The sequence below is a fragment of the Rhodanobacter umsongensis genome, from assembly GCF_042654965.1.
Lineage (GTDB): Bacteria > Pseudomonadota > Gammaproteobacteria > Xanthomonadales > Rhodanobacteraceae > Rhodanobacter > Rhodanobacter umsongensis.
Map to the genome: position 1 here is coordinate 432452 of NZ_JBHSMK010000005.1, position 25680 is coordinate 458131.

Consider the following 25680-nt stretch of genomic DNA (forward strand, 5'->3'; position numbering starts at 1 on the left):
CGCGCCGTCGCCCGACTCAGCTGCCCAGCACGGAACGCACGTCCAGCAGCTCGGGGAAGAACTCCAGGTCGAGCGCCTTCTTCAGGAAACTCACGCCGGACGAGCCACCGGTGCCGCGCCGATGGCCGATGATCCGTTCCACCGTCTTCATGTGGCGAAAGCGCCACAGCTGGAAACTCCCCTCCACGTCCACCAGCTGTTCGCACATGTGGTATTCCGGCCAGAACTCCGCGCGCTGCTCGTAGATGCGCTTGAGCACCGGCAGCAGCGCCTCGTTGCGCCGGTAGGCCTGGGTCCAGTCGCGCTGCAGCAGCCCGGCCGGCACCGCATGGCCGCGCCGCGCCAGGTAACGCAGGAACTCGTCGTACAGGCTGGGCGCTTCCAGCACCGCACGCAGCTCGGCCTGCGCGGCGGGATCATGCGCGAACACCTTGAGCATGCCGGCGTTCTTGTTGCCCAGCAGGAATTCGATCTGCCGATACTGCAGCGACTGGAAGCCGGACGAGGGCCCGAGCACGCCGCGGAACTCCAGGTATTCGGACGGCGTCAGCGTTTCCAGCACGGCCCATTGCTCGAACAGCTGGCGCTGCACCTGCTTCACCCGCGCCAGTATCTTCAGGCAGGCGTCGATGTCGTCCGCCTGCAGGTGCGTCACCGCTGCCTTCAGCTCGTGGATCAGCAGCTTCATCCACAACTCGGACACATGATGCTGCACGATGAACAGCATCTCGTCGTGATGCGGCGGCTGGCTCAGCGGCTGCTGCGCCGACAGCAGCGTCTCCAGATGCAGGTAGCCGCCATAGGTCATCTGGCCATTCAGGTCGGTCTGGATGCCTGCCTCGATGTCACGCTGGTTCTCGCTCATGCTGGTCCGTCACGTCTTCGGAGAACGACCATGGTAACGGCTGCGCGTCGATCCGACCTTGACCCGACGCATGGGCCGCCAACGGCATCGAACGCGAAGTCGCCGGAACACCCCGTGGTCATTCCCGCGAAGGCGGAACCCGATGGCAGGGCGGCAAGCCGGATGGCCGGCGTCACGGTTGAAGGGTGCTTTGGTCTTCCCGCCTGGCGCCACCGTGAATCCCTGCAGCCTGCGCGGCAAAGCCGATTACAGCGCGCCTGGGCGGCCTGGAAACCCTGCCGCAACGACTTCCCGTACGCCCACGAATGCTGCGCCGTACCTTGCAGCGCAACATGCCGGCCTGTTATCAAGCGCGGTCTTGTTCGGTCGTTTGCGCGCCATGGATTGCCGGTGCGCAGGTTCTCCCAGCTTTCCCATTACCCACTCCGGAGCGAGTCGTGACCATCGCCGCCAAGTTTGAAATCGAATACCTGCAATACCTCGATGCCGAGGGCAAGCAGGTACGTGATGACCTGCCCGAGTTCGCGAAAGACCTCGGCCACATGGTCGAGCTGTACAAGCTGATGCTGTCCACGCGCGTGTTCGACGCCAAGTCGATCGCGCTGCAGCGCACCGGCAAGCTCGGCACCTACGCCAGCTGCCTCGGCCACGAAGCGGCGCACGTCGGCATCGGCAGCGCGATGAAGCCCGAAGACGTCTACGCGCCGAGCTACCGCGAATACGGCGCGCAGCTGTACCGCGGCGTGCAGCCGCGCGAGGTGTACATGTACTGGGGCGGCGACGAACGCGGCAACGATTACCAGAAGGAACCGGCACGGCACGACTTCGCCTGGTCGGTGCCGATCGCCACGCAGTGCCTGCATGCAGCGGGTTCGGCGCTGGCGTTCAAGATCCGCGGCGAGAAGCGCGTGGCGGTGTGCACGATCGGCGACGGCGGCTCGTCCAAGGGCGACTTCTACGGCGCCATCAACATCGCCGGCGCGCAGAACCTGCCGCTGGTCTGCGTCATCGTCAACAACCAGTGGGCGATCTCGGTGCCACGCAAGATCCAGTCCGGCGCGCCTACGCTGGCGCAGAAGGGCATCGCCGCCGGCCTGTTCTCGATCCAGGTGGACGGCAACGACATCATCGCCGTGCGCAAGGCGATGGAAGATGCGCTGGAACGTGCCCGCAACGGCCAGGGCGGCAGCGTCATCGAGGCGGTCACCTACCGCCTCGGCGACCACACCACCGCCGATGACGCGCGCCGCTACCGCGGCGAGCAGGAAGTGAAGGACGGCTGGGACAAAGAGCCGATGAAGCGCCTGCGCAACTGGCTGGTGGCCAAGGGCGTCTGGGACGACGCGAAGGAAGAAGCCTGGAAGGCCGAGTGCGACGAGTGGATGGACAACGAGGTGAACGCCTACCTCGAGACCAAGACGCAGCCGGTCACGGCGATGTTCGACTACATCTTCGCCGAAGTCCCCGCCGATCTCGCCAAGCAGCGCGACTACGTCCTCTCGCTGGAAACCCAGCTCGAATCCAAGAAGGGCCACTGAGTCATGGCACAAATCACTCTCATCGAAGCGGTCACCCAGGCGCTGGCCTACGAAATGGCGCACGACGACTCCGTCGTGGTGCTGGGCGAGGACGTCGGCGTCAACGGCGGCGTGTTCCGCGCCACCCAGGGCCTGCAGGAGAAATTCGGCGAACTGCGCGTGCTCGACACGCCGCTGGACGAAACCACCATCGCCGGCGTCACCGTCGGCCTCGCCGTGCAGGGCATGAAACCGGTCGCCGAGGCGCAGTTCGAAGGTTTCATCTACCCGATGATGGAACAGATCGCCTGCCACGCCGCGCGCATGCGCAACCGCACCCGCGGCCGCCTCACCGTGCCGGCCGTGTGGCGCGCGCCGTGGGGCGGCGGCATCCGCGCCCCGGAGCACCACTCCGAGGCAAACGAGCACCTGTTCACCAACATACCCGGCCTGCGCGTGGTGATGCCGTCCTCGCCGGCACGTGCCTATGGCCTGCTGCTCGCCGCGATCCGCGATCCTGATCCCGTGATGTTCTTCGAGCCCAAGCGCATCTACCGCCAGTACAAGGAAGAAGTGCCGGACGACGGCGAGGCGTTGCCGCTGGACGTGTGCTTCGTGCTGCGCGATGGCACCGACGTGACCCTGGTGACCTGGGGCGCGCAGGTGAAGGAAGCGCTGGAAGCGGCCGACGAACTGGCCAGCCAGGGCATCAGCGCCGAAGTCATCGACGTCGCCACGCTGACCCCGCTGGACTTCGACACCATCGCCGAATCGGTGCAGAAGACCGGCCGCTGCGTGATCGTGCACGAGGCGCCGAAGACCGCCGGCTTCGGCGCCGAGATCGCCGCGCGCGTCGCCGAGGAATGCCTGTACGACCTGCTTGCCCCGGTCGAGCGCGTCACCGGTTTCGACACGCACATCCCGCTGTTCCGCCTGGAAATGAAATACCTGCCGAGCGTGGAACGCGTCGTCGACGCGGCGAAGCGTACGCTGGCGGTCAGTTGATCTGACCGGGGGGCGGGGAACCGGGAACGGGAACATCAAGTTCCCGCAAACCCAACCCGCTCCCCGTTCCCTGTTTCCCATTCCCGGATGAAATCCCATGGCTGACATCAAGACGTTCTACCTCCCCGACCTCGGCGAAGGCCTGCCCGACGCAACCGTGGTCGAGTGGCACGTGAAGGTGGGCGACACCATCAAGCTCGACGCGCCGCTGTGCTCGATGGAAACCGCCAAGGCGGTGGTCGACGTGCCCTCGCCGTACACCGGCAAGGTCGTCAAGCTGCACGGCGCAGCCGGCGACATCGTCGAGACCGGCGCCGCGCTGGCCGACTTCGAACCCGATCCGAACGCGAAGCAGCGCGCCGAGTCGCAGGAAACCGGCCATCACCACGGCCCGAAGAAGAGCGTCGGCAGCCCGGCGCCCGACGATGGCGGCAAGGTGGTCGCCTCGGATGAAGGCGGCGAGGTCGAGAGCAACGGCAAGGCCGATCGCGAAGACGAAGGCACCGTGGTTGGCGCGATGGTCAGCGGCAGCCACGTGCATGTCGAACAGGCCGCCAGCATCGGCGGCGTGAAAGCCGTGCCGGCCGTGCGCGCGCTGGCGAAGAAGCTCAAGGTCGACCTGACCCGCGTGCGTCCGAGCGGCGCCGACGGCGTGGTGACGATGAAGGACGTCAAGGACGCCGCCGCGAATGGCTCGGCCGCGCTCGGCGCCGCGCCGGCGCGTGCCGTGCCCGCCTCCGCCGGCCGCCACCTGGCCCCGGAACTGCCGCAGCCCGAACCGCAGCGTGGCCCCGTCTCGCTCGCCGGCAAGCCGGTGCGCACCACATCGCCGTCACAGCAGGCCAGCGGCCAGCCGGAGCAGCTCAAGGGCGTGCGTCGCAACATGGCCCGCGTGATGGCCGACGCCCATGCGCAGGTCGTGCCGACCACCCTGGTCGACGACGCCGACCTGCACGCCTGGATCGGCAAGCAGGACATCACTGCGCGCCTGATCCGCGCCATCGTGTTCGCCTGCAAGACGGTGCCGGCGCTGAACGCCTGGTTCGACGGCAAGAACCTCACCCGCACGCTGCACCCGCAGGTCGACATCGGCATCGCGGTGGACACCGACGACGGCTTGTTCGTGCCGGCGCTGCGCAACGCCGACGTGCTCGACGCGGCCGGCGTCCGCGCCGCGATCAAGCGCCTGCGCTCGCAGGTCGAAGACCGCACGATCCCGGCCTCGGAGCTGTCCGGCTACACCATCAGCCTCAGCAACTTCGGCATGTTCGCCGGCCGCTACGCCACGCCGGTGGTGGTGCCGCCGACCGTCGCCATCGTGGGCGCCGGCAAGCTCAGCCACGACGTGGTCGCGGTGATCGGCGGCATCGAGGTGCATCGCCGCATGCCGCTGTCGCTGACCTTCGACCACCGCGCCGCTACCGGCGGCGAAGCCGCGAGGTTCCTCAAGGCGATGCTGGACGATCTGGCCATGCCGCACTGAGCCGGGTTTTCGTGATCGAAAGAACGGGCGCCTTCGGGCGCCCGTTCTTTCATCAGCCGCTCAGTAATCGCGCACGTCCAGCAACATGAAGCAGCTGGCGCTGTAGCCGACCCCACCCGGCCAGGCCACCGCATCGAGCGCCAGCGTTCCGGCGGTCCACGGTTCGTTGTCGAGCAGGGCCTCGCAACGCGAGTCGTCGGGGCTGTGGCGATGGGTGAGCCGCAGCCAGTGCAGTTCGGGCGTGAGCGACTCGCGCTTCACGGCGGCCTCGATGGCATCCATCACTTCCGCGGGAACGGCGAGATCCCCATCGCCGCGAACGGTGAACGGGCCGATGAAGACATCCCACGTACGCAAGCCGATGTCCCATGCGGCGATGCGCATCCTGCGGTCGTCGGTGACATACCAGCACGCCGCCAGCAGCGGATGAAACGCGTTGTGCTCGAAAGCCTGCAAGGCCTGGCAGCAACCCGCCGGCGCATCGCCGAAGCCAACGAAGCTCTCCTCGATGCGGCGCGCTTCGCTCAGCACGATGTCGACATCCAGACGGCCCGGCCCGCCAGCCACGCCCTCATGCCATTCGGCACGGATGGCGGGAAAATCGCCATCGGTGACCAGCCAGCCGTCCTCATCGGCTTCCAGTTCGACATCGTGTCGCTCGAACAACCGCAACAGGTATTTCTGCAGCGCCTCACTGTCCATCGTCATCCCCGCGCGTCGTTGGTGTCGTTCGAAGGCAATTCGCGCCAGGTCAGGTACACGCGCAAGTCGAACTCCAGCTGGTGATAGTCCGGCAGCATGTACGTGCACAACTGGTAGAACGCCTTGTTGTGTTCGTACTCCTTGAGATGCGCCAGTTCGTGCACCACGATCATCTGCAGGAATTCCGGCGGCGCCGCCTTGAACAGGGCAGCCACGCGAATCTCCTTCTTCGCCTTGAGCTTGCTGCCCTGCACGCGCGAGATCGCGGTGTGCAGGCCGAGCGCGTTGCGCACCACGTCTAGCTTGCTGTCGTACAGCACCTTGTCGATGCCCGGCGCATTCTTCAGATGCCGCTGCTTGAGATCCATCGTGTAGCCGTACAGCGCGCGGTCGCTCTGCACGTCATGGCGCGCCGGGTAGCGCTGTGCCAGGTGCTCGCCCAGGCGTTGCCGCGCGATCAGATCGCGCACCCTGTCCTGCAGCGCGGCAGGGTACGCCTGGAGATATTTCAGCGCGGTCATGCCGCCCATTCTCGCATCGCGCCGGCTCACGCGCATCGGCGCGCCCGGCCGCACCCGCTCCCGCGCACGGCAACAGCGCTTCTTGGTCGACGGCTCAGCTCAGCCCAGCCACCAACCCAGCCAGGTTGCCGCGAGCACCACCGCCAGGCCAGCCACCACCGGGCGCGCATACTCCCGCTCGCCGCCGATCGATGCGACCACGGCCTTGGACACCGTATTGCTGGTCAACGCGATCAGGATCGGCACGGCGGCGGCCGTGGGCTCGATCCTGCCCGCGGCGGCCAGCGTCGCCACCGACACCGCGGCCGCATGCGTATCGGCCAGCCCGGCGACGCCCACGACGATGGCCAGCCCGCGCCCGCCCAGCCACACTCGCATCGCGGCGGACACCAGCAGCACCGCGGCGATCGTCAGCCCCAGCAACAGCGATGCCCTGACACTGAAAACGACGCTGCCCTGGACCGGATCGGCCGCGCGCAGGCGCAGGCTCTTCCATGTCCACAGCGCGCCGTAGATCGCCGCGGTGATGCCGCCGCAGATCAGCGGCACGGCCAGCACGCGCAGTGTCGCCACGTCGGTTACCGCGAGCACGACCGCCATCTGCACGAAGGTGGCCACGGTGGACAGCACCGCCGCCGCGATGGCCGCACCTCGCCATGCCGGCAGTTCGCGCGCCTTGGTGCCCATCACGCCGATGGTGGCCACGCTGGACACGAAGCCGGAGAGCAAGCCGCCCAGCGGCAAGCCGATGCGGCTGCCGACGAGCCGCAGCAGCGTGTGGGCCGCCGCGCCGATCGACATGATCAGGATCACGATCAGCCACAGCGCGCGCGGGTTGATCGCGTCGAATGGCCCGAGCTGCCGATCCGGCAGCAGCGGAAGCACCAGCAGGGTGGCGGCGGCCAGCACCAGCAGGTTGTTCAGCTCGTCCGCGCTCAGCACGCCGCGCACGAAGTGATGCATGGGTTCGCGTGCCGCCAGCAGAATCGTCACCGCCACCGCCAGGGCCGCGGCCATGGGCGGCTGCCGCATGGCCAGCGCACCCAGCACCAGGCAAAGCAGCAGGCTGACCTCGGTGGTGAGGCCGCGGTCGCTGTCGGTATCGCGCGCATAGGCGATCGCCAGCAGCGCCGCCAGCGCCGCCAGCGCGAGCGGCAGCATGGCGGCACCGAAGCTCGCGCTGATCGCACCCAGCAGCGCCACCAGGGCGAACGTGCGAATGCCCGCCACCGCGCTGCCGCCGCCACCCTTGCGACGCTCGCGCTCGGCGCCGATCAGCAGGCCGATGGCCAGCGCGATCGCGAAACCGGTCCAGGAGAAAACGACACCCATGCAGCCACTCCTGCGCCGGATCCAGGGCGGTGCCCGGCCACCGCACGATCATGCCGCAGCGCTGGCGGAAAGTCGTGCCGGCAACGCGGTCGTTGCGCGCCCCGGCGCAACCAGCCCGGCGCGGCGGCGCCCCCGATGGCGCCGCTGCTAGATGTCGAAGCGGTAGCTCAGCTTCACCAGCACCTGCTCGTCGTCGCGCAGCGCAAAGCTGCTGCGCAGCGCGTCGGTGGTGGTGGTGCCGGGAAACTCGTCCTGGGCGTAGCCGCCGCGCCCATACACCACGTAAAGGTATGACAGCGGCGCCAGCTCGTAGCGATAGCGGATCTGCAGACCCAGGTTGCGCACGCTGAAGTCGTCGACCGGCTCGCCGCTGGCGATGGCCCGGCCGTTGGCGCCAACGCGATAGACGCCACGTACGCGCGCATCCAGCCCGATCGCCTGCAGTTTCAGGCGCAGTTCCTGGCGACTGTCGATGCTCCAGTCGAAGCCCGCGTCGAGCTGCAGGGAATGCTCGTTGAAGCGGCCGACGACGCCGCTGTCGCGCTGCCATACCAGCCAGTCGGGAATGTGCTCGTAGTACGGACCGGCGTAAACGCTGAAAGCGTCGTTGATGAAATAGGTCGGGATGAACTTGACGTCATAGCCCATCCGGCGATTGCCGGCGAGACCACCGGAGATGGCCTCCGCGTCCAGCTTGAACGCCCAATCGCCATGGCGCGGGCTGATCCGCTCATAGACCAGGTCCAGCGACGGCGGCAGGAACAACGCGCCATTGCCGCGGGTGAGCAGATCATCCCAGCCCGCACTGTTGACATTGAGCTGCACGATTTCGCTGCCGCCGTTGCGCAGATCGCTGTTGCGGCTGATGCGCAGCTGGCGGCGCAGGCGCAGGCCGTGGTCGTTGTCCAGCGCGTCGATGCGGAAACGCCAGTCGTGCGAGCTGTACGCCGAATCGACCGGCAGGGCCGTGTAGCGTTTGCGCACTTCCCAATGGCCGTAGTTGAAATTGTTGCGTTGCAGATAGCCGAAATCGTTGATCTGCAGCTGGTCGCCGAAGTGCATGCCCAACCATTGCTGGCGCCAGCCACCGCCCATCTCGTAGTCGGCGATGACGGTGCCGCCACCGTCACGCGTATGCGTGCCGGACTGCACGATCTCGCTGCCGACCAAGTTGCTCGCGATGGTGAGCTGCGGCGTGGGATGCCAGTGATGGTCGATGCCAAGCACGGTGGCTTCACGGTCCAGCCAGGGGCGGTCCACGCGGGTCAGCAACATGCCAAGGCTCTGGTCACCGAAGTCGTGGGTCACGCGGGCCGCGCCGAAGACGCGGCCCGCTTCGCCTTCCTCGCCCGCCGCAAGCACGCCGTAGCTGGTGGTGCCGAAACTGCCGTTGAGCTTGACCGCGGCATTGATGTCCGCGGCGCCGTGGCCGTCATCCGATGGCCCGCCGACGCGGCGGGTGTAGACCAGCTGGCTGTTGTCGTCGAGCAGGCTGAAATCGAAGATGCCCTGGTTCTCGGTGAAGAACGGGCGCTTGTCGCTCACATAGGTTTCGGTGGCGCCGAAATTCACCACCAGGTCATCGCTCTCGACCTGGCCGAAATCCGGATGCAGCGCGGCGGTCAGCTGAAACTGGCCGTTCGGCTTCCACAGCAGGTCGGCGCCCTCCTGAAAATGGCTGCGCCCGCGCACGTTGTCGTAGAGGCCGGACATATAGGGCGTCACCGCCAGCAGCGACTGGCTGTACTGCGGCATCTCGACCCGACTGAACTCGGACAGGAAGCGCGGGCGCGTGAAACTGGCGACCGGCCAGGAATCGCGTTCGCCGGTGGAACCGACGACGCGGTCGAGATAGATCCCGAGCGTGCGGTGACCATCGTGCGCGGTGTGCATCGGCGCGATGTACCAGGGGATCAGCATTTCCACCGTCCAGCCGGCGGCGTCCTCGCTGACTGCGTGCTGCCAGCTGCCGTCCCAGTCCTTGTTGAAAACGGTTTCGTTGGTGACGACCGCATCGTTGACGCCGCCGGTGGAACTGACCACGAAGTCGTAGCCGGTGCGTCCGTCGCCATCGAAGTCGACCATCAGGTTGACGCGATCGACCTGATCCTCGAAGTCGCGCTGCACGCGTTGCCGCGTGCGCGGAACATCCGCCGGCTGGTCGCAGCGAAACGCCACCGCCAGGCCTTTTGGTGTAGCCAGGATCCATGCCTCCGTATGCAGCGAACCAGGCCTGCCGCTGAGCGGCTGGGTCTGGCGGAAGTTGGCGACGTGGCGCGCGCCCTTCCATTCATCGGCGCGGATATGCCCATCGATGTTCACCGCCAGAGCGGGCGCCGACGATGCGGCAAGAATCAAGAGCGGCAGGCATGCGATGCGCATGTCGTGGGGATTTCCAGATGAGGTTGCGCCCGATTGCGCAAGCTGAGGCAGATTCGCCGCAGCGGATGGATGCGCAGGATGCCCGTTGCGTTTAGCTGTCATCGACAGCCATAAGTCACGCATGACTTGTGGCTGACCCGGTTTGGGCGCCGCGGTCGGGGAGCTCGCACCTCTTCGGTGCGACTCAGCAGCGACGCCCGCTCAGCGCCGCCGCCAGATCAGATGGCGCAACAGCATCGCCAGCACCAGCACGGCCGCGAATGCGCCGTAGCCGTACAACGCGGGCGACACCTGTTGCCAGATTGCCCCGCTTGCGCGGCCGAAGCCATCGACCGTGGGCAAGTGGACGCGATCGAAACCGATCGCCGCGGCGCACACCGTGACGATCGCCGCCAGCAGCAGAATGACCGCATCGAAAACGCGTCGGGTCGACGTGCGCGGCAGGCTCTTCGGATAGGCCCAATAGGCCCAGCACAGAATCAGCAGCCACGGGGCGAGCAGCAGGATGCCAAGGTAACGCATCGGTCGATCACACTCCGTCGGCGGCAGAACTGGGTCAGTCTTGCGCGGCGAGCTGGTCCAGAGCCTCGCGCAATTGCGCGAGGGCGTTGTCACGCGTCGGTTCGTCGCCGTAATCCGGCGTGCTGGCGACCGCGGCACCGTCGAGTTCGAGCGTCATGCCCAGCGGCCGGAGCTGCAAGACCGCAGCAGTCGCCCCCAGTGTCTTCAGGCGCTTTTGCAAGGCGCCGGCCGCCTTCGGATCGGCGAACGGCACCGACAGCAACAACTCCTCGCCGGCCGCGGAGAACAGACGAAAACGGAACTTACCATCGGCATCGCGGAAACTGGCGAAGCGCGGCATTTTGCCCTGCTTCGGCGTCGTGCCGGGCTGGCTGAACATCGACGTGAGCGCACCGGCCGAACGCAGGCCCAGCGCCTCTCGCAGCGCGGCAATCTTCGGCGTGGCGATCGCGCGCGCCTTTTGCGCGCCCTGCTGCAGGATCGCCTCGATAGCCGCCGGATCGGCCATGAAACCCTCGTAGCGTTCGCGCATCGGTGCCACGTCGCGCTCGATCCGCTCGTACAACAGCTGCTTCGCCTCGCCCCAGCCGATGCCGTCGAGCAGCGCCCGGCGGAACGCCGCCGTCTCGGCCTCGTCGGCGAACGCCTGGAAGATGATGAACAGTGCGCAGTTGTCCGGGTCCTTCGGCTCGCCCGGCAGACGCGAGTCGGTGACGATGCGCATGATCGTCTCGCGCAACTGCCGACTGCCACCGGCGAACAGCGAAATCGTGTTGTCGTAGCTCTTCGACATCTTGCGGCCATCCAGGCCAGGCAGCGTGGCTACCTGTTCCTCGATCAACGCCTCGGGCAGCACGAAGAACTCGCGGCCGTGGATATGGTTGAAACGCTGGCCAAGGTCGCGCGCCATCTCGATGTGCTGGATCTGGTCGCGACCCACCGGCACCTGATGCGCATCGAAGGCGAGGATGTCGGCCGCCATCAGCACCGGATACATGTACAGCCCCGCGGTGATGCCGGCATCGGCATCCTCGCCGGCTTCCGTGTTGCGCTCCACCGCCGCCTTGTACGCGTGTGCGCGATTGAGCATGCCCTTGGAGGCGACGCAGGTGAGGAACCAGGTCAGCTCGGGGATTTCCGGGATGTCCGACTGGCGATAGAACGTCACCCGCGCGGGGTCGAGCCCCGCCGCCAGCCACGTGGCGGCGATCTCCAGCCGCGAACGCTCGATCCGCGCCGCATCGTCGCTCTTGATCAGCGCGTGATAGTCGGCCATGAAGTAAAACGCGTCGACGTCGTCGCGCCGGCTGGCCTCGACGGCGGGGCGGATCGCGCCCACGTAGTTGCCAAGATGCGGCGTGCCGGTGGTGGTGATGCCGGTCAGTACTCGGGTCTGCATGATGTTCGCTTGTGGTGTGTTCGGATGAGAGGCAATCAACGGATCAGCGTGGATTTGCCGAACAGCGACTCGACCAGGTCCACCGCCAGCTTTGCCGTCTGGTTGCGCTTGTCGAATGCCGGGTTCAGCTCGACGATGTCCAGCGACGCCATCCGGCCGGTGTCCGCGATCATCTCCATGCACAACTGCGCCTCGCGATAGTTCGGTCCGCCGCGCACGGTGGTGCCTACGCCCGGCGCGATGCTGGGATCGAGGAAATCGACATCGAAGCTCACGTGCAGGTGGGTGTTGTCGTCGATCCCGGCCAGCGCCTCCTCCATCACGCGCTTCATGCCGATCTCGTCGATATGGCGCATGTCGTGCACCTGCATGTGCGCCTCGCGCACCAGCCGCTTCTCGCCTTCGTCGACCGAACGGATGCCGATGTAGCGGAACACGTCCGGCGCGGTCGCCGGCACATGGCCGCTCAGGCCCGTGAGCTGATCCGGACCGACGCCGCACAGGCAGGCCACCGGCATGCCGTGGATATTCCCGGTCGGCGTGGCCTGCGCCGTATTGAAATCGGTATGTGCATCCAGCCACAGCACGCGCAGCTGCTTGCCTTCGTCGAGGCAATGACGGGCCACCGCCGAGATCGAACCGATCGCCAAACAGTGGTCACCGCCGAGCATGATCGGCAGGCGGCCGGACTGCAGCTCCTGGTGCACGGCCGTATAGACGGCCGTATTCCAGGCAACGACCTCATCCAGATGGCGATAGCCCTGCACGGGCGGCTGCCACGGATTGAGCGGCCCCTGCAGGTTGCCGCGATCGATCACCTTCCGCCCGTTGCGTTCCAGCCGCGCAGCCAGATTGGCTACCCGTAATGCCTCCGGCCCCATCGCTGCGCCGCGATGGCCGGCACCGATGTCGGTCGGCACGCCGATCAGTGAAATGGTCTGTTCGCTCATGATTTACCTTCATTGCCTGATCGCGTGCGGACGCAGCGGATGACGGTCGCATACAGCCCACCTCGACATGGCGACCGGACGCCGTCGCCGCGGCATCCATCGTCATCGCCCTGGAAGGTGGCTTCGCGATACGGTGTTCATCGCCAACCGATGAAGTTTAGCGGAACGGTCCTGCCGACGCCCGGCACGCATCGCCCGCCCGGCGGGGGCAGACAGCAGGCAACGACGATGGAAGGGGCATTGGAAGCGGGTAGCGTATGCACTGCCGCGCGTAGCCGGCGGCGATCGCTTCGCCGTGAACCATTGCCAGGGCGTGGATCGTTCAGTGCACCATGGTCTGGCGACTTCGCGCCAACTCATCCTCACGGCGCGATCGCGCTCCCGAGCACCACGTCACCAGCTCGTCGCGAACGGGCGTGGGCGGGTTTCTTGCATAGTGGTTGACCTTTCCTACCAGCATCCCTGCAAACATCGACACTCCACGCCAGAAGGCGGAATGTGCAAGAAGCGTTTGCATTTCGGTATCCCAAGGCCGCCCCTGTGCGGCCGCCGCGCCGATCGTAGCACGACGGACATACGGCGATGCTGCAGGGGGGCCAAGGCAACGAAAGGGGTCGTTTCGCGCGGCCGCCAGCCAGGCTGCCGCGCCGGAAGGCCTATCTCAACTGACGCAGGCTCTGCTGTTCCGGGTGGGGAACATGCCCGTAGGTCGCCAGAATGACCGGTTGCGAATACTCGTCCCGGTCGACATTCGCGGTCTGCGCGTATACCAGCACGCCATCGCGTTCGCCTGCCAGCATCTCGGCTCGCGTCAACGCCAAGTTTTCCATGCCGTGGAGGATGGGTTTGTCGGCAATGACGTCGCCGCCCGCCTCGTGGAATGCCTGCACCACATAAAGCGTACCCATGAAATGCCCTCGCGCTCGGTCTTGGGGAAGGTTCCGATGCCGGTGGTGCACGGGTCGCGAGAACCGGGTTAAACATCCGTGGAAGCTGAACCTGCGTACAGGTTGGACCCTTCGGCGCCAGGCCGATCGTCCTGGCCACGGTGCACGGACACCGAGCTGAGCGCCTTGGCCATTCGTGACGCACATCACGGATCGACGCCGCCGATCATGCGTAAATGTGAATTGCATCACCCCTGTACTTCCGCCGTGAGGCGTTCAATCCCAAGCCTCCCCCGGCGCAGATGGACAAGCCCGCTTCGGCGGGCTTTTTTGCGTCGGTGAAACGCCCGCTCGCCCACGATGGCCGCAGCAGACGAGCATCCAATTCCGGGGGCCAGGCAACGAGAAACTGCACGCCGTGCTGTGAACCCTGAGTCTGGTGCCGGCAGCAGGAGTCGAACCCGCGACCTACTGATTACAAAGCCGTACTTCGATGTATTCGCCACGATTCAAGGTAGTACATCCGGCGGCGGGTACATGGCCTAGCTACGCCATTTGTCGACGCGTGATGTAACTTCAGGCAACATGGTGATAACTGGCTAGACGGCCTTAACTGTTGCCTGGTGTTGCCTCAATGACCGCACGCGTCCCGCCTGCACCGCTCACACAGAAGTTTCTCGACACCATCAAGCCCGGCGCGAAACAGGTCGACTACCCCGACGGTTTCCTGCGAGGGCTGGCGCTGCGTTCGTCTCCTGGTGGTGCGCTTACCTGGGTCCTGGTCAAGCGCTTACCGGAAGGCGTCCGGCGCATCGTCCTGGGCCGCTACACCGGCCAGGCGCAGCAAGCCGCACCTGTCGATCGCTCGCACTTCCCGGCCGGCTATCAGTCGCTGTCGCTGAAGCAGGCGCGCGAGGAAGCGGCGCGCGTACTGGCCATGATCGCGGAAGGCCGCAGCCCGGCAAAAGAGAAGGAGCTCGCCAAGCATGTGCGCGCGGTCGATTCGGCGCTGGGATCCTTTCGCGACCTGTTGCACGACTACGTGACTTTCCGAGAGGCCGGATCCGAGAAGCGCGCCGCGGCGGGCGAACGCCAGATCAAGGAATGGAACCGCATCATCGCTCTGCTGGACAACCAGGCCGGCGCGATCCTGGACATGCCAGCGCGCGACGTGGAGCCCGCGCACATCGTCGCCCTGCTCCGGCCCATATTCCACCACGGCACCGCTCGCCCGACATCCGGGCGCGGCAGTGGTGGCCGCCGCAGCGTCGACGGCGCGCAGGGAGCCGCTGACAAGGTCCAGACGTTTCTGCGCGCCGCGTTCGCCCATGGCCTGTCGTCCGAGCATTCCGTCGCCCGCAAGACCGCGCGCCGGTATGGGCTTGTACACAACCCAGCGGCACCGGTGCCACGGGAGGCCAAGTCGACGCCAGGCACGCGCGCATTGTCGGCCGCCGAGCTGCGGCAGTTCTGGTGGAGCATTGACCAGGTGGCGAAGGTCGGCCCGGTCATGGCCGGCCTATTGCGTTTCACCATCGCCAGCGGTGGCCAGCGCGCGCACCAGCTGGCCCGCGAGCCCTGGGCTTCCTACGACACGCAGAACCATGTGCTGTCCCTGGTCGACCGCAAGGGCCGCGGCGGTATGAAGCGCGTGCACCTGGTGCCGATGACATCGCGCATGGTCGGGATATTGAAGTCGGTCCACCTCCACAGCGGCCAGAACAAATGGCCATGGTCGACCAGCACCCGCGCGCCGATCGACATCGCGTCGCCGGCCAGCGCTGTGCGGTACTTCCTGAAGTCGGAGCATGCGTTCATCGACGGCGTACCCATCGCGCCATTCACGCCGCGGGATCTTCGCAGGACATGCGCTCAGATCATGCAAGCCGCCGGCATACCGGACATCGAAGCCGATCGGCTGCAGAGTCACGGCGTAGCGGGCGTGACCGGCACGCACTACCGGAACAACCCCGAGCTCTACCTGCCGGAGAAAAAGCGCGCGCTCGACAAGTTCGATGAAGTCCTGGGGAAGATTCTGATCGGCAAATCGAACACGTAACGCAGAGCGCTCCGCAACGATCTGTGTTGCTGCATATAAACGCCAGTGCACGCATCTTGTTCGCGAGATTGCTGCACACTGAAGGTTCACAGTGTTACCTATTGACGACTCAAGTTGTGGTCATTAGGTTGGAACTGCACACCGTCGCTTCGTGTTTTTACCGGTGGGCGCGAGCAAGGTTCCCCCGCAAAAAGCGTTGCCCCATCGAGCGGGCGAGCGAACGACGGTAAACGCGGCTAAGGATCCTTGTCACCGCCCCTGAGCCTCCGCCTTTTTGGCCGCGGAGTTCAGGGGCGCACGCGCGCCCTCGGTAATGGCCTCCCTTTGCGGAGCCTCCGAAATGACCGACGTTGCAAACCCCGATCGCATCATCACGTATCCCGAACTGAAGCCCGATTTCGGCATCAAGTATTCCCGCGTTCACCTGGGCCGCTTGGAAAAGGTCGGCCAGTTTCCTCAGCGCGTTCCTGTGTCATCCCACCATATCGGCTGGCTCGCGAGTGAGCTCCGCGCCTGGATGGCTTCCCGTGCTGCGGCGCGTGTAGGCGGTGGCGCATGAGCATCGACATCACCCAAGGCATGCTATCCGAAGAATGCGACGCAGACGGCAACCCGTGCCTCTCCGACGTCGGACTGCAGTACGCGCGAAGCCTGGTCAACGATGCGATCAACGAGGGCCAGGGCAGCGGCGTCCATGTCGAACTGCTTTCGTGCTTCGACCTCGACGTGCAAACCGAAACGGCCCCGCCGCACACATCCGGTGTGCGTTCGTTCCTTATCCGCATCGACTCGACGGAAGCCGACCCACGCACGCACTTCGTATGGCTTCACGCGGCGGAGCCGGGCAGCGATCACATCCGTGTACCCGTTGGCGCCCTACTCGGCAGGGTCGCCAAGCTTGAGCGCGAAATGGGCGACATCGACGGCGTAGCGGGTGACATGGCCACGGCGGCCGGCCGCTCGGCGTTGCTCGAACGCGAAGGCCGAAGCACTGCCGGCCTGTTGCGGGGAGTGGAGCGGAACTCAAACGGCCAGCTGGATGCGCTACGAGCTTTGGCAGCGGACCCGGCTACCTGGCCGTTGATCGGTGCCGGGGCCGTGCTCGCCGGTGCATGGGAATGCCGCAAGAAGGAGCCCGACGCATGATCGGCGCCGCAGAAAGGAAGATCGAGAAATACCGGCGGCAGTACGACGACGCGGCAACCACCATGCAGACGGCGGTGACGGAAGCCGGATTGCGTGCGGTGGTGCACGTCGTCATGGCCGAAACCGGGGCGACGTCGGAGCACGCTGTACGTGCTGAAGTTAAGGCGCAAGGCGCGTTGCGGAAGCTGCTTGATGGCTCGGGCCGCCTCGTGGTCAGCGTCGCGCGGACCGCGCTGGCGGATCCATTTGCGCCGGGCGCATTCGACGCGGCCACGTATGCGATCGGCAAGCTGTTGGCCGAAGCGTGGCGGCTGCGCGGGGGTGAACGATGAACGCGCAATTGTCTGCCGCGCTCGACCTCGCAAAGCAAGGGTTTTGGGTATTCCCCTGCGCTCCGAACAAGAAAACGCCGGCTATCAAGAACTGGCCAGCGAAGGCGACGCGTGACGAGGCGGCCATTCGCAAATGGTGGACCGGCCGTAGCTACAACATTGGCGTGAGCACCGCGAAATTCGGCGACAACGAGGCGTTGCTCGTGGTCGACGTCGACAGCCCGAGCCACGGCGCCGGCAAGAAGGACGGCGGCAAGACCATGCTTGCGCTCGAGCTCGACGGCCGCGAATTTCCGGTAACGCTGCAGAACGCAACGCCCACCGGTGGCCGCCATCTCGTCTACCGCGTCGGCGCCGCGGTTCGGCAAGGCGTCGATGTTCTCGGAAATGGGCTCGATGTGCGTAGCCACGGCGGTTACATCGTGGCGCCGGGTTCGGTGGTTGCTGCCGGCACGTATGGCGTGGAGCGCTCCGCGCCGATCGCGCCGGCGCCGCATTGGCTCATTGATGCGTGCGGTACGCCACGCACGGCCACCACAGACCGCACGCCCCTGCCCGGCGTGGATCCTGCACGCGCCCTGCAGCGTGGTATCGAATACTTAGCTACCGCGCCGCGATCGGTGAAAGGGGCCGGCGGCGATCAATGCGCCTATGCCATCGCGGCGAAGCTGCTGGCGCTCGGCATGGACGAACCGGCGGCGCTGGATTTGCTCCTGTCGGAACACTGGGAGCACGGATGCGGATGGAGCGCGGACCGGCTCGCCGAAAAGGTAGGTAACGCGGCCCGGTACATGCTCAATGCACCGGGGAGCGACGCACCCGAAGCACAATTCGAGCCGGTGCCGGAAAACAAACCCGCGCGGCATTACAACCTGCTTTCCGTGGGCGATCTGCTCAACAGGGCACCGCCGTCGTGGCTGGTGCGCGGTCTGTTGCCGGCGCGCGGCCTGGGTGTCGTCTACGGCGCCCCCGGTAGCGGCAAGAGCTTCCTCGTGCTGGACCTTGCCGCGGCCATCGCGCGCGGCATTCCCTGGGCGGGGCAACGCGTGAAGCGTGGCGCCGTCGTGTATGTCGGGCTGGAGGGCCAGATGGGGCCGCGCGTGGCGGCCTATCTGCGCGATCGCGAATTGAAGGCGGCGGACGTGGCCGGGCTGCAAGTGATCGAGCGGCAAGGATTGAACCTGCTGCAAGACGAACGCGCCGACGTGGGCCGGCTGATTGCCGATATTCAAGGCGCCGACCTCGGCCCGGTGGCCATGGTGGTGGTGGACACGTTGAACCGCGCGATGCCCGGCGGCAACGAGAACGCCAGCGAGGACATGGGCCGGGCCATCCGCTGCGCCGGCGAGGTATCGGCAGCGCTCGATTGCCTGTGCGTGTTCGTCCACCACTCCGGCAAGGATGCAGGCAAGGGAGCCCGCGGGCACTCGTCCCTGCTGGGCGCTGCGGATGCCGAACTGGAAGTGCGCCGCGGCGATAACGGCGAGGCACGTTTCCTGGAGGCGACCAAGGTCAAGGATGGCGAGGACGGCGCGCGGTTCGCGTTTCGGCTGAAGGTGGTCGACCTGGGCGCCACCAGGGACCACGACCCGGACGCGGATCCATCCGAGCGCGATGCGTCCTGCGTCGTCGAAGGTTTGGAACGCGCGACGGTCGGCGCCACCGGCAAAGCACGCAACTGGACGGCACACCGCACCAACGCCCTGGAGGCACTGCGAACCGCGTTTGATCGTTCCCGGTTCGGCGCGGTGAATTGGGACGACGAGGGCGTGTGCAGCATCGACGACTGGCGCGCGGCCTACTTCGAACTGGTGCCGATCGGCGATGCCCTGGAAGGCGATGAACTGCGGACGGCGCGGAACAGCCGAACCCGGAATTTCTCCAATGCCGTGGACTGGCTGACCGCGGAAAAGCTCGTCAGGGTAGAGAAGAAAAAGAGCCAAAGTGGCTATCGGATCGTCTCATAGAGTCGTGAGAATGCGGAAAATGGGCTTTTTCCGCGGAAAAGCCTTTTTCTGCACTTTTGGCCAGAGTGCGGAAAAACTGCGGAAAAGATTTGCGGTTTGAGGTTTTCCGGCCAGGCGTTGCGGCACAAGGGCTGCGAGCCGTTGCGGAAAATGCGGAAAATGCCGCGGAAAGGCTTTTCCGCATCTTCATGGGTGCGGAAAGGAAAAGCCGCCACCCTATAGGGGGCGGCTCTTTTTCCGCATGGTGCGGTGGGAGGTTCTAAAGGGATCAATCCCTGGTTTCCACGGTGTGTTTCTTTTCCCATTCCTCTAGTCGGTCCAGCGGATAGAGAACGCGACTGCCAAATTTCACGAACGGCGGCCCCTTTCTCTTGTTCCGCCACCCGGTGAGCGTCTGCACCTTGATGGTGCCCTGCCAGCGTGCAGACAGATCATCGGGTGTGAGGTGCAGAACGGTCACGCCGCGTCGCCAGCCATGGCCACGGACGTGTCTGCGCGTTCGCTGGCCGCCAGGGCCTCGACCACGGCGCGGTCATGGCTGGATTTCAGGGCCTCGATGATCTGCTCGGCATCATCAAGGGTGGCGCACTGAATCTGAAGGGTGAACATATTCGGATTCCCCAGGTAGCACAGCCGGGACGGCTGCGAACGGGAACGCTACTCCGAGACGTATTGTCATGCAACTTATTGTTTTTGTTGTTATTTTAGCAACAGCAACCGTTGCTACTTCTGCACCAGATAGCCAGCTTTAACCCGACCGCCCCGCGCGGGCGCGTGTGCGTGAAGAAGTCCGCACCGCATAGCCCTGACGACTCTCCGGCGCCTGAATCGACTCAGCCTACTGCTATGTTAAGAGTAGGCAGACCGTCGGAATCCGGTGGTTATCGTGAGCTATTCACGTTATAATACAATCAGTTACCGACTATTGCCCACCGTACATGGCTATTCAAAAGGCAACATGAGGCAACAAACGGCCACATTCACACCTTGCGGACGCCACCTCGATGGACACCTTCCTGAGCAAACTGACCACCAAACCCCGCGACGTGGTGCCGCTCCTCACGGCGCAGCTGGCCGCCGAGGCTGCAGACGTTTCGGTTGCCCGCCGAAAGTATGACGAGCTGGCGCTGGCCGTTGCTGACGGCCGGGCCGACGCCAAGGAGGCGGACAAGGCGCACGGCGCACTCATCGCCGCCAGTCAGCGCCACAGCCGCACAGGACAGACGCTGGAGGCTGCGCGGGCGCGGGCAGCGGAACAGGTGCGGGCGAAGGCGCGCGACGAACAGGACGCGGCTCTGTTGCATTGCGTCGACCTGGCCGACCGGCGCGCCAAGGCTGCCGACGCCACCCAGGCCGCCACCAAGAATCTCGCCGAGAAAATTGCCGCGCAGCGTGAAGCCGAGATCGCGCTGGAAATCGCGCTACCTGCCGACTTCGGCACCGCACGCCGTGACGGCCTTTACCTTGAGGCCGACGAGCTGCGCGTTTCGGTCATTTCCGAATTCGACCGGCTACACATGTTCGGTGGTCCGCCGCCTTGGCGCGACCATCGGCCGTTTGCCGTCAAGTTCCACGAGTCCGTGGACGTGATGCGCCGCCGCCGCGCGGACATCCTGGGACTGTCCGAATGAGCGACCAGGCACCCGCCGTAACCGGAGGCGCCGCGGCCACTGCAGCACCCAACACGGTCACGCCCACCCCTGCCACCCTCAACACACCCAACGCCAGCGCCCTGCTGGCCCCTGCCGCAGCCGCCACTGCCAGCCGAGACACCGCCGACGCCGTCATGGCTCAGGCGCTCGTTGCTGGTGGCCACTGGACCGAGGAACAGGCCGCCGCCGCACTGGCCGAAGGGGACGCGGAGCACGAAGGCGAGGCCGCCGCGGAAGGCGCCGAACCGTTCAACCAATACGCCGCGCTTGCCGACATGAAGTCGACACTCGACGCCGTTGGGATTGATGCCAAGGACGCCGGCGGCGCCGAATGCATTGTGAAGATGGGCCTGGCGCGTGCGCCGACGCCGGAGCAGAACGCCCAGGAATGCGCCGAAACCCTGCAGCACCTTGAAGGGATCTACGGCCAAGAGAAAGCCGGCTGGATGGTCGAATGGGCTCGCCGCGAATTCCAGCACCTGGCCGCGGCGAATCCCAAGCTGGTTGACCTGGCCGAGCGCAGCGGCGCCGGCAACAACCTGGCGCTGATCAAGGCGCTGGCGAATCGCGGCATGACCCGCCACCACAAAGCGTACTTCGGTAAGTGACGTGCCTAGGGAGCTGACGCCACGACAGATCGCCTTCGTTGCCGCCTTCCAGACCGGAATGCCCGCCGCGCAGGCCGCCGTGCAAGCTGGCTATTCGCCGCGTTCCGCCAAGCACACCGCTTATTCGCTCATGCACGAGAACAAGCTTGTCCGCGCCGAGCTGGACAAGCTGCGTGAGAAGCTTGTCGCCGAAGCGGAATACAACGGCGCGAAGGCGATGGCCGACTGTGAAAGCGGCATGGCGTTCGCGGTCAAGACAGACAACGCCAATGCCTACGTTCGCGCCGTTGAATTGAAGATGCGTCTTGTCGGCCTGCTGCGCGAAAAAGTCGACATCACGATAGAGCGTGTCGACCTGGCTGGAGCACTGGCTGAAGCGAAAGAGCGCGCGCAATTGCGACTCAGGTGCGACTCAGACCCAACCATCGAAGGCGACTTTGTTGCTGTGCCTGGCGTTGCGACCGATCGCCCAATTGATAGCGAATCAGCTGCGCGCGATTTCACTACCAACGGCTTGGACTGGGATCTATGAATCCAGCGGGTCCCATCCAACACCGAAAGGGCCGGCCCGGATGGCCGGCACCCCGGATTCTCGCGCTCAGTTTCACCCAGGGCCAGCTCACCAACGAACTTCCGAAATTTTTTTCGTACGAAACACACAATCAGCCCCCGGAATCACCACATGACCGTCAACACCGCCACCAGCACGGCCACCTACACGGGTAACGGGGTCACCGTCACCTTCCCAGTTCCGTTCTACTTCCTGGCAAACACCGATCTGCAGGTGTTGCAGAAAGTCGGAGCCACCGGCAGCGTCAACACCTTGGCGCTGGGAACGGACTATGTGCTGGTCGGGGCGGGCGTCGAGGCAGGTGGGAGCCTGACCATGACGGTGGCCCCCGCTGGCGGCGGCACGCCCGACACGCTGTACATCGCGCGCAACGTCGCGGCGGTACAGGAAACGGCGTACCCGTCCAACAGCCCGTTCCCGGCCGCCAGCCACGAGCGCGCGCTCGATCGGCTGACGATGCTGGTGCAACAGATCATCGCCAAGCTGAACTTCGGACTGTTCCGGGATCCATTGGTCGCGACCTACAACGCCGACGGCAACACGATCAGCAACGTGGCGACGGCCGTCAACCCCACTGACGTGCCGAATCTTTTGCAAGTGCAGACCTTGGTGACGTCTGCGGCAACGGGCATCGTGCCAAGCCTCATTGCCACGCTGTCGGCACTCGCCGCGTCGGCAGGCTCCGCGCTTCTCGGCTTCATACAGAGTGGCACGGGCGCCGTAGCTCGCACGGTGCAGGCCAAGCTTCGCGACACCGTCAACGTCCTTGACTACGGCGCGATCGGCGACGGCGTGACCGATGACGGCCCCGCATTCCAGGCAGCCATCAACGCACTCCCCAATGGCGGCATCGTGCGCGTTCTTCCTGGCCAGTACGCGTGGGCCACCAAGGTCGTGGCGAACTCTGGTGTGCTGCTTCAGAGCGACACCATGTACGACAACTCGCCGAGCACCAACGGGTCGGGCGCGAATACGCCGCTCATTCTATGGACGGGCGCCGTCGATGACTTTGGTGTGATGTTCACCATCAAGCCCGCGACGGTGGGTAACTGCATCTTCGGCGGCGGTACGCGTGGCATCGCGTGGAACGGCAACGGCAACATCGGCTACGCGGTGCGTTTCGACAACTGCCGCAATACAAAATTTGAAGGCCGCGTCGGACAGGTACGGCATGCCGGCGTGGACCTGTGTTCGGACAGCGGATCGGCCGCCGTGTTCTCGGAACACAACATCGTCGAGCGAATGGACTTTATCTGGGGCAGCACCGTCGCGTGCCAGAACGCCCACGGACTTTCCATTCGAGGCAACGGCAGCACGGCGCCGGCAACGCAGCATTTCATCGGCCCAGTGACCGGGCTTCTGTACAACGGCTTCATGGTCATCATGCAGGAGGCCGACAACTGCCAATTCGAGTTCATCTCCGGTACGCGCCAGGCTGGCGGTACAGGCGGCACGCTCAAGGTGCTGAACGTCGGCGCGCAGCCGGCGAACAACAACACCTTCAAGTGGCTCGGCGGGTACACGGCTTGGGACAATGGCCTGTTTGGCAACCACGTTCTGCACTACAGCGCGGAAGGCGGCTCTATCGCACAGCTTGCCGGCACGTCCTCGTGGATGGGTTCGTTGGTGGACTACACGAACGGCAAGGAACACCGGAGCCACTTCTTCAAGCTGCGCAAGAAAATCTCGATCAACAGTGCGGACTGGGTTGCGGACACCAACACTTCAACGCTCCAGCTTTCATCGCAGTGGCTGGGCCGTACTTGGCCGGACGCCGTAAGCTCGGCCATGACCGCCATCCTGTCGCCGGATTACGACTGCGAGGCCGGACAGATCACCGGCATTGAACTGCGCGTCAGCACCAACGGAACGTCAGGCGGAAACCTGAGCTTCCAAGTCCAGGCATCCAACGCCGCCGATGGCAACAAGTCGTCGGTGGTGACTCCGCTCGTAAGCCAGACCTACACGGTAACGGCTCCGGCGCAGTACACCATCGCGGCATACACGATGACGTTCACCACGCCGCTGACGGTGGCGGCTGGCGACAACCTGCTGCTGCGCATCATCCGCAACGGCGCCACCGATACGAATACGGACGCCTGTCTGTTGCTGAGCGCCCGCGTCCTCTTCGTGGGTTCCGGTCCCGTGACTGGTGGCTCGGGCCCGTGGTACATCCCGCAATGGTGAGGAACTGACATGGGTTATCTGAACACGCAGCCGGACGACGAATACAACCTGCAGACGATGGCGCAGGGCGGCAACGTCACAACGGAACTGCCGGGCGCCAGCGGTCTAGACGGCCTGCTCACTACAGTGCCTAAGGCACTGGTGTCTGCGGCCGGCGCGCTCGGCGGCCTGGCCAAAGACTCGCTCGCAGATACTCAGGTAGGTGAGTCGGTAAGCAACGCGGTCGGCAGCATCGACGAGTTGAACAGCAGCATGAAGTCGCTGCTGGGTTACGAGACAATGCCGGAGTTCGATCCGCAGGCACGTGCCTCAGCCAACGCAGCTACTGCCGTCATGCAGCAATGGGCGGCCACTGGCGAAGATCCGCGCATCACTGGCGCGCTGGGTCGCACGGTGTTTGGACCGGTCAAGGCGGTGGGGATTATCTCCGGTGCTACGCCGGTAGTCGGCCCCTGGGGTGCCGCCGCGCTGTATGGCAGCACCGAAGCGCACGATAGCTACCAGACAGACGTCGCCGCCGGCCTGGACCCAAACACGGCCGCCGAGAAGGCGGCGGTGACCGGAGCGACGTCTGCGGCTTTCGCTTCAGTGCCGATGTTTGGCAAAACGCTCATCGGCAAAGCCCTCTCCGGCATGATCGTGAATCAGGCGCTCGATGTGGGCGGCAGGGCTGCCACCTGGGGCGTTCTGAAAGCCAACGGGTACGATGTGGCGGCGGACCAGCAAAAGATTTTTGACAGGGATTCGTTGCGCGCGGACATCTTGATGGGCCTGGCGTTCGGCGTGCACAGTCACTGGGCAGAAACGCGCGGCATCAAGCCCGCTGACGTCAATCCGGCGGACGTCGACACGTCGGCCGCGGTGCTGGCACAGAACCACTTTGAACGATCATCGACGGGAGTTGCCGTCGACCCGGCTGCGGCGAACACCCACGTTCGCGTGATGTCCGAGGCGCTGGACAGCGTAGCCAACGGCGACACCCCGAAGGTATCTGCGGACGACGCGCGGACGCTAGCCGAGGGCACGCTGCGCGATCCCAGCCACGACACGGCCGCGATGATCACGGAGGCAGCTCACGCTGAATTGCCGGGGTTCGCGGATGCCGTGACGCCAATCGCCGAGATAGAGCCGCCTGCGCGCACCGGCGGTGAACCGCTGGGCCCGATCCCGCCGGATGCCGAAGGCAAGCCCTCACCCGTGCAATTCGATGCGCCCACGCAATACCGCATCGACCGACTTACCAGCCAGTACGGCGATCTGCGGGTGCCGGATCCTGATGGGGAACCTGGCAACACGATTTCAGTGTCACAGCTGACTCAGCGCATGCAGCGGGAACTGGTCGATGCCGATGCAATGGGCCGCGCGCACGAGATGGCCGCGGCGTGCTTCGCTGCCACCGGTGGCGCGGCTTGATGGTTTCCGCGCGCCCCTTCTATCGCCAGATAGCCGCCTGATCAAAAACACTTGTAGGCGACGCCGTTCGCGGTCGCTTTCGTGTTTTCGTGGTCGATATTTATCAGTGCAACGGAATCGACTTTGTCCGGCCACTTCGCCGCAGCGTTTTGCCGGAGATTGTTCGTCACCTGCTGGTCT

24 protein-coding genes are annotated in these 25680 nt (G+C 65.4%); 13 read left to right on the forward strand and 11 right to left on the reverse strand.

The window, feature by feature from the left end:
* Positions 1–16: 16 nt before the first annotated feature.
* Positions 17–865, reverse strand: coding sequence for a tryptophan 2,3-dioxygenase (locus tag ACFPME_RS11065; protein WP_377305171.1), 849 nt, complete (start codon positions 863–865; stop codon positions 17–19).
* A gap of 437 nt (positions 866–1302) precedes the next feature.
* Here ACFPME_RS11065 and pdhA point away from each other — a divergent pair, with 437 nt between their 5' ends.
* The 3 genes from pdhA (at position 1303) to ACFPME_RS11080 (ending at position 4870) form a co-directional block, all read left to right on the forward strand.
* Positions 1303–2403 (forward strand): pyruvate dehydrogenase (acetyl-transferring) E1 component subunit alpha, encoded by a 1101-nt coding sequence (gene pdhA, locus ACFPME_RS11070; RefSeq protein ID WP_377305173.1) that lies wholly within the window; start codon positions 1303–1305, stop codon positions 2401–2403.
* Between the two features lie 3 nt (positions 2404–2406).
* Complete coding sequence (locus ACFPME_RS11075) at positions 2407–3387, forward strand: alpha-ketoacid dehydrogenase subunit beta (RefSeq protein WP_377305175.1); 981 nt, start codon at positions 2407–2409, stop codon at positions 3385–3387.
* Between the two features lie 97 nt (positions 3388–3484).
* Positions 3485–4870, forward strand: coding sequence for a dihydrolipoamide acetyltransferase family protein (locus ACFPME_RS11080; RefSeq protein ID WP_377305177.1), 1386 nt, complete (start codon positions 3485–3487; stop codon positions 4868–4870).
* A gap of 60 nt (positions 4871–4930) precedes the next feature.
* Here ACFPME_RS11080 and ACFPME_RS11085 read toward each other — a convergent pair whose 3' ends face one another.
* The 8 genes from ACFPME_RS11085 to ACFPME_RS11120 form a co-directional block, all read right to left on the reverse strand.
* Complete coding sequence (locus ACFPME_RS11085; protein WP_377305437.1) at positions 4931–5572, reverse strand: DUF6348 family protein; 642 nt, start codon at positions 5570–5572, stop codon at positions 4931–4933.
* Between the two features lie 2 nt (positions 5573–5574).
* Positions 5575–6093: a M48 metallopeptidase family protein gene (locus ACFPME_RS11090; RefSeq protein WP_377305179.1), complete on the reverse strand. Its 519-nt coding sequence runs from the start codon at positions 6091–6093 to the stop codon at positions 5575–5577.
* Between the two features lie 99 nt (positions 6094–6192).
* Positions 6193–7425, reverse strand: coding sequence for an MgtC/SapB family protein (locus ACFPME_RS11095; protein ID WP_377305181.1), 1233 nt, complete (start codon positions 7423–7425; stop codon positions 6193–6195).
* A gap of 147 nt (positions 7426–7572) precedes the next feature.
* Positions 7573–9807, reverse strand: coding sequence for a DUF5916 domain-containing protein (locus tag ACFPME_RS11100; RefSeq protein ID WP_377305183.1), 2235 nt, complete (start codon positions 9805–9807; stop codon positions 7573–7575).
* Between the two features lie 201 nt (positions 9808–10008).
* Positions 10009–10329, reverse strand: a complete 321-nt coding sequence (locus ACFPME_RS11105) for a hypothetical protein (protein ID WP_377305185.1) — start codon at positions 10327–10329, stop codon at positions 10009–10011.
* A 34-nt stretch (positions 10330–10363) separates the two neighbouring features.
* Entirely contained in the window at positions 10364–11728 is a 1365-nt protein-coding gene (locus tag ACFPME_RS11110) for a tryptophan--tRNA ligase (RefSeq protein WP_377305187.1), read from the reverse strand.
* A gap of 35 nt (positions 11729–11763) precedes the next feature.
* A complete protein-coding gene (rocF, locus tag ACFPME_RS11115) occupies positions 11764–12678 on the reverse strand; it encodes an arginase (protein ID WP_377305190.1) in 915 nt (304 codons plus the stop codon).
* Positions 12679–13334: 656 nt separating this feature from the next.
* The gene (locus tag ACFPME_RS11120) at positions 13335–13586 is read right to left on the reverse strand and encodes a hypothetical protein (RefSeq protein ID WP_377305192.1); all 252 of its coding nucleotides are present in this window, start codon (positions 13584–13586) and stop codon (positions 13335–13337) included.
* Between the two features lie 613 nt (positions 13587–14199).
* On the opposite strand from ACFPME_RS11120, the gene ACFPME_RS11125 reads away from it, so the two are divergent.
* The 5 genes from ACFPME_RS11125 (at position 14200) to ACFPME_RS11145 (ending at position 19069) form a co-directional block, all read left to right on the forward strand.
* A complete protein-coding gene (locus ACFPME_RS11125) occupies positions 14200–15624 on the forward strand; it encodes a site-specific integrase (RefSeq protein WP_377305194.1) in 1425 nt (474 codons plus the stop codon).
* 340 nt (positions 15625–15964) lie between these two features.
* Entirely contained in the window at positions 15965–16183 is a 219-nt protein-coding gene (locus tag ACFPME_RS11130) for a helix-turn-helix transcriptional regulator (RefSeq protein WP_377305196.1), read from the forward strand.
* Complete coding sequence (locus tag ACFPME_RS11135) at positions 16180–16770, forward strand: hypothetical protein (RefSeq protein WP_377305198.1); 591 nt, start codon at positions 16180–16182, stop codon at positions 16768–16770. Before ACFPME_RS11130 ends, ACFPME_RS11135 begins: the two co-directional genes overlap by 4 nt.
* Positions 16767–17102, forward strand: a complete 336-nt coding sequence (locus ACFPME_RS11140; protein ID WP_377305200.1) for a hypothetical protein — start codon at positions 16767–16769, stop codon at positions 17100–17102. The genes ACFPME_RS11135 and ACFPME_RS11140 overlap by 4 nt, the downstream gene beginning before the upstream one ends.
* Positions 17099–19069 (forward strand): AAA family ATPase, encoded by a 1971-nt coding sequence (locus ACFPME_RS11145; RefSeq protein WP_377305202.1) that lies wholly within the window; start codon positions 17099–17101, stop codon positions 19067–19069. The genes ACFPME_RS11140 and ACFPME_RS11145 overlap by 4 nt, the downstream gene beginning before the upstream one ends.
* Before the next feature lie 268 nt (positions 19070–19337).
* Here ACFPME_RS11145 and ACFPME_RS11150 read toward each other — a convergent pair whose 3' ends face one another.
* Together ACFPME_RS11150 and ACFPME_RS11155 are read right to left on the reverse strand one after the other, a co-directional pair.
* Positions 19338–19529: a DNA-binding protein gene (locus tag ACFPME_RS11150; protein WP_377305204.1), complete on the reverse strand. Its 192-nt coding sequence runs from the start codon at positions 19527–19529 to the stop codon at positions 19338–19340.
* Entirely contained in the window at positions 19526–19678 is a 153-nt protein-coding gene (locus tag ACFPME_RS11155; RefSeq protein WP_377305206.1) for a hypothetical protein, read from the reverse strand. Before ACFPME_RS11155 ends, ACFPME_RS11150 begins: the two co-directional genes overlap by 4 nt.
* Positions 19679–20073: 395 nt before the next feature.
* Between ACFPME_RS11155 and ACFPME_RS11160 the strand changes: the two genes are divergently transcribed.
* The 5 genes from ACFPME_RS11160 to ACFPME_RS11180 all read left to right on the forward strand — a co-directional run bounded on the left by ACFPME_RS11160 (position 20074) and on the right by ACFPME_RS11180 (position 25500).
* Positions 20074–20700, forward strand: a complete 627-nt coding sequence (locus ACFPME_RS11160; protein ID WP_377305208.1) for a hypothetical protein — start codon at positions 20074–20076, stop codon at positions 20698–20700.
* Entirely contained in the window at positions 20697–21329 is a 633-nt protein-coding gene (locus ACFPME_RS11165) for a hypothetical protein (RefSeq protein ID WP_377305210.1), read from the forward strand. Before ACFPME_RS11160 ends, ACFPME_RS11165 begins: the two co-directional genes overlap by 4 nt.
* Before the next feature lies 1 nt (position 21330).
* A complete protein-coding gene (locus ACFPME_RS11170; RefSeq protein WP_377305212.1) occupies positions 21331–21861 on the forward strand; it encodes a terminase small subunit in 531 nt (176 codons plus the stop codon).
* A gap of 150 nt (positions 21862–22011) precedes the next feature.
* A complete protein-coding gene (locus ACFPME_RS11175; protein ID WP_377305214.1) occupies positions 22012–24087 on the forward strand; it encodes a glycosyl hydrolase family 28-related protein in 2076 nt (691 codons plus the stop codon).
* A 9-nt stretch (positions 24088–24096) separates the two neighbouring features.
* Positions 24097–25500: a hypothetical protein gene (locus ACFPME_RS11180; RefSeq protein ID WP_377305216.1), complete on the forward strand. Its 1404-nt coding sequence runs from the start codon at positions 24097–24099 to the stop codon at positions 25498–25500.
* Positions 25501–25680 lie beyond the last annotated feature (180 nt).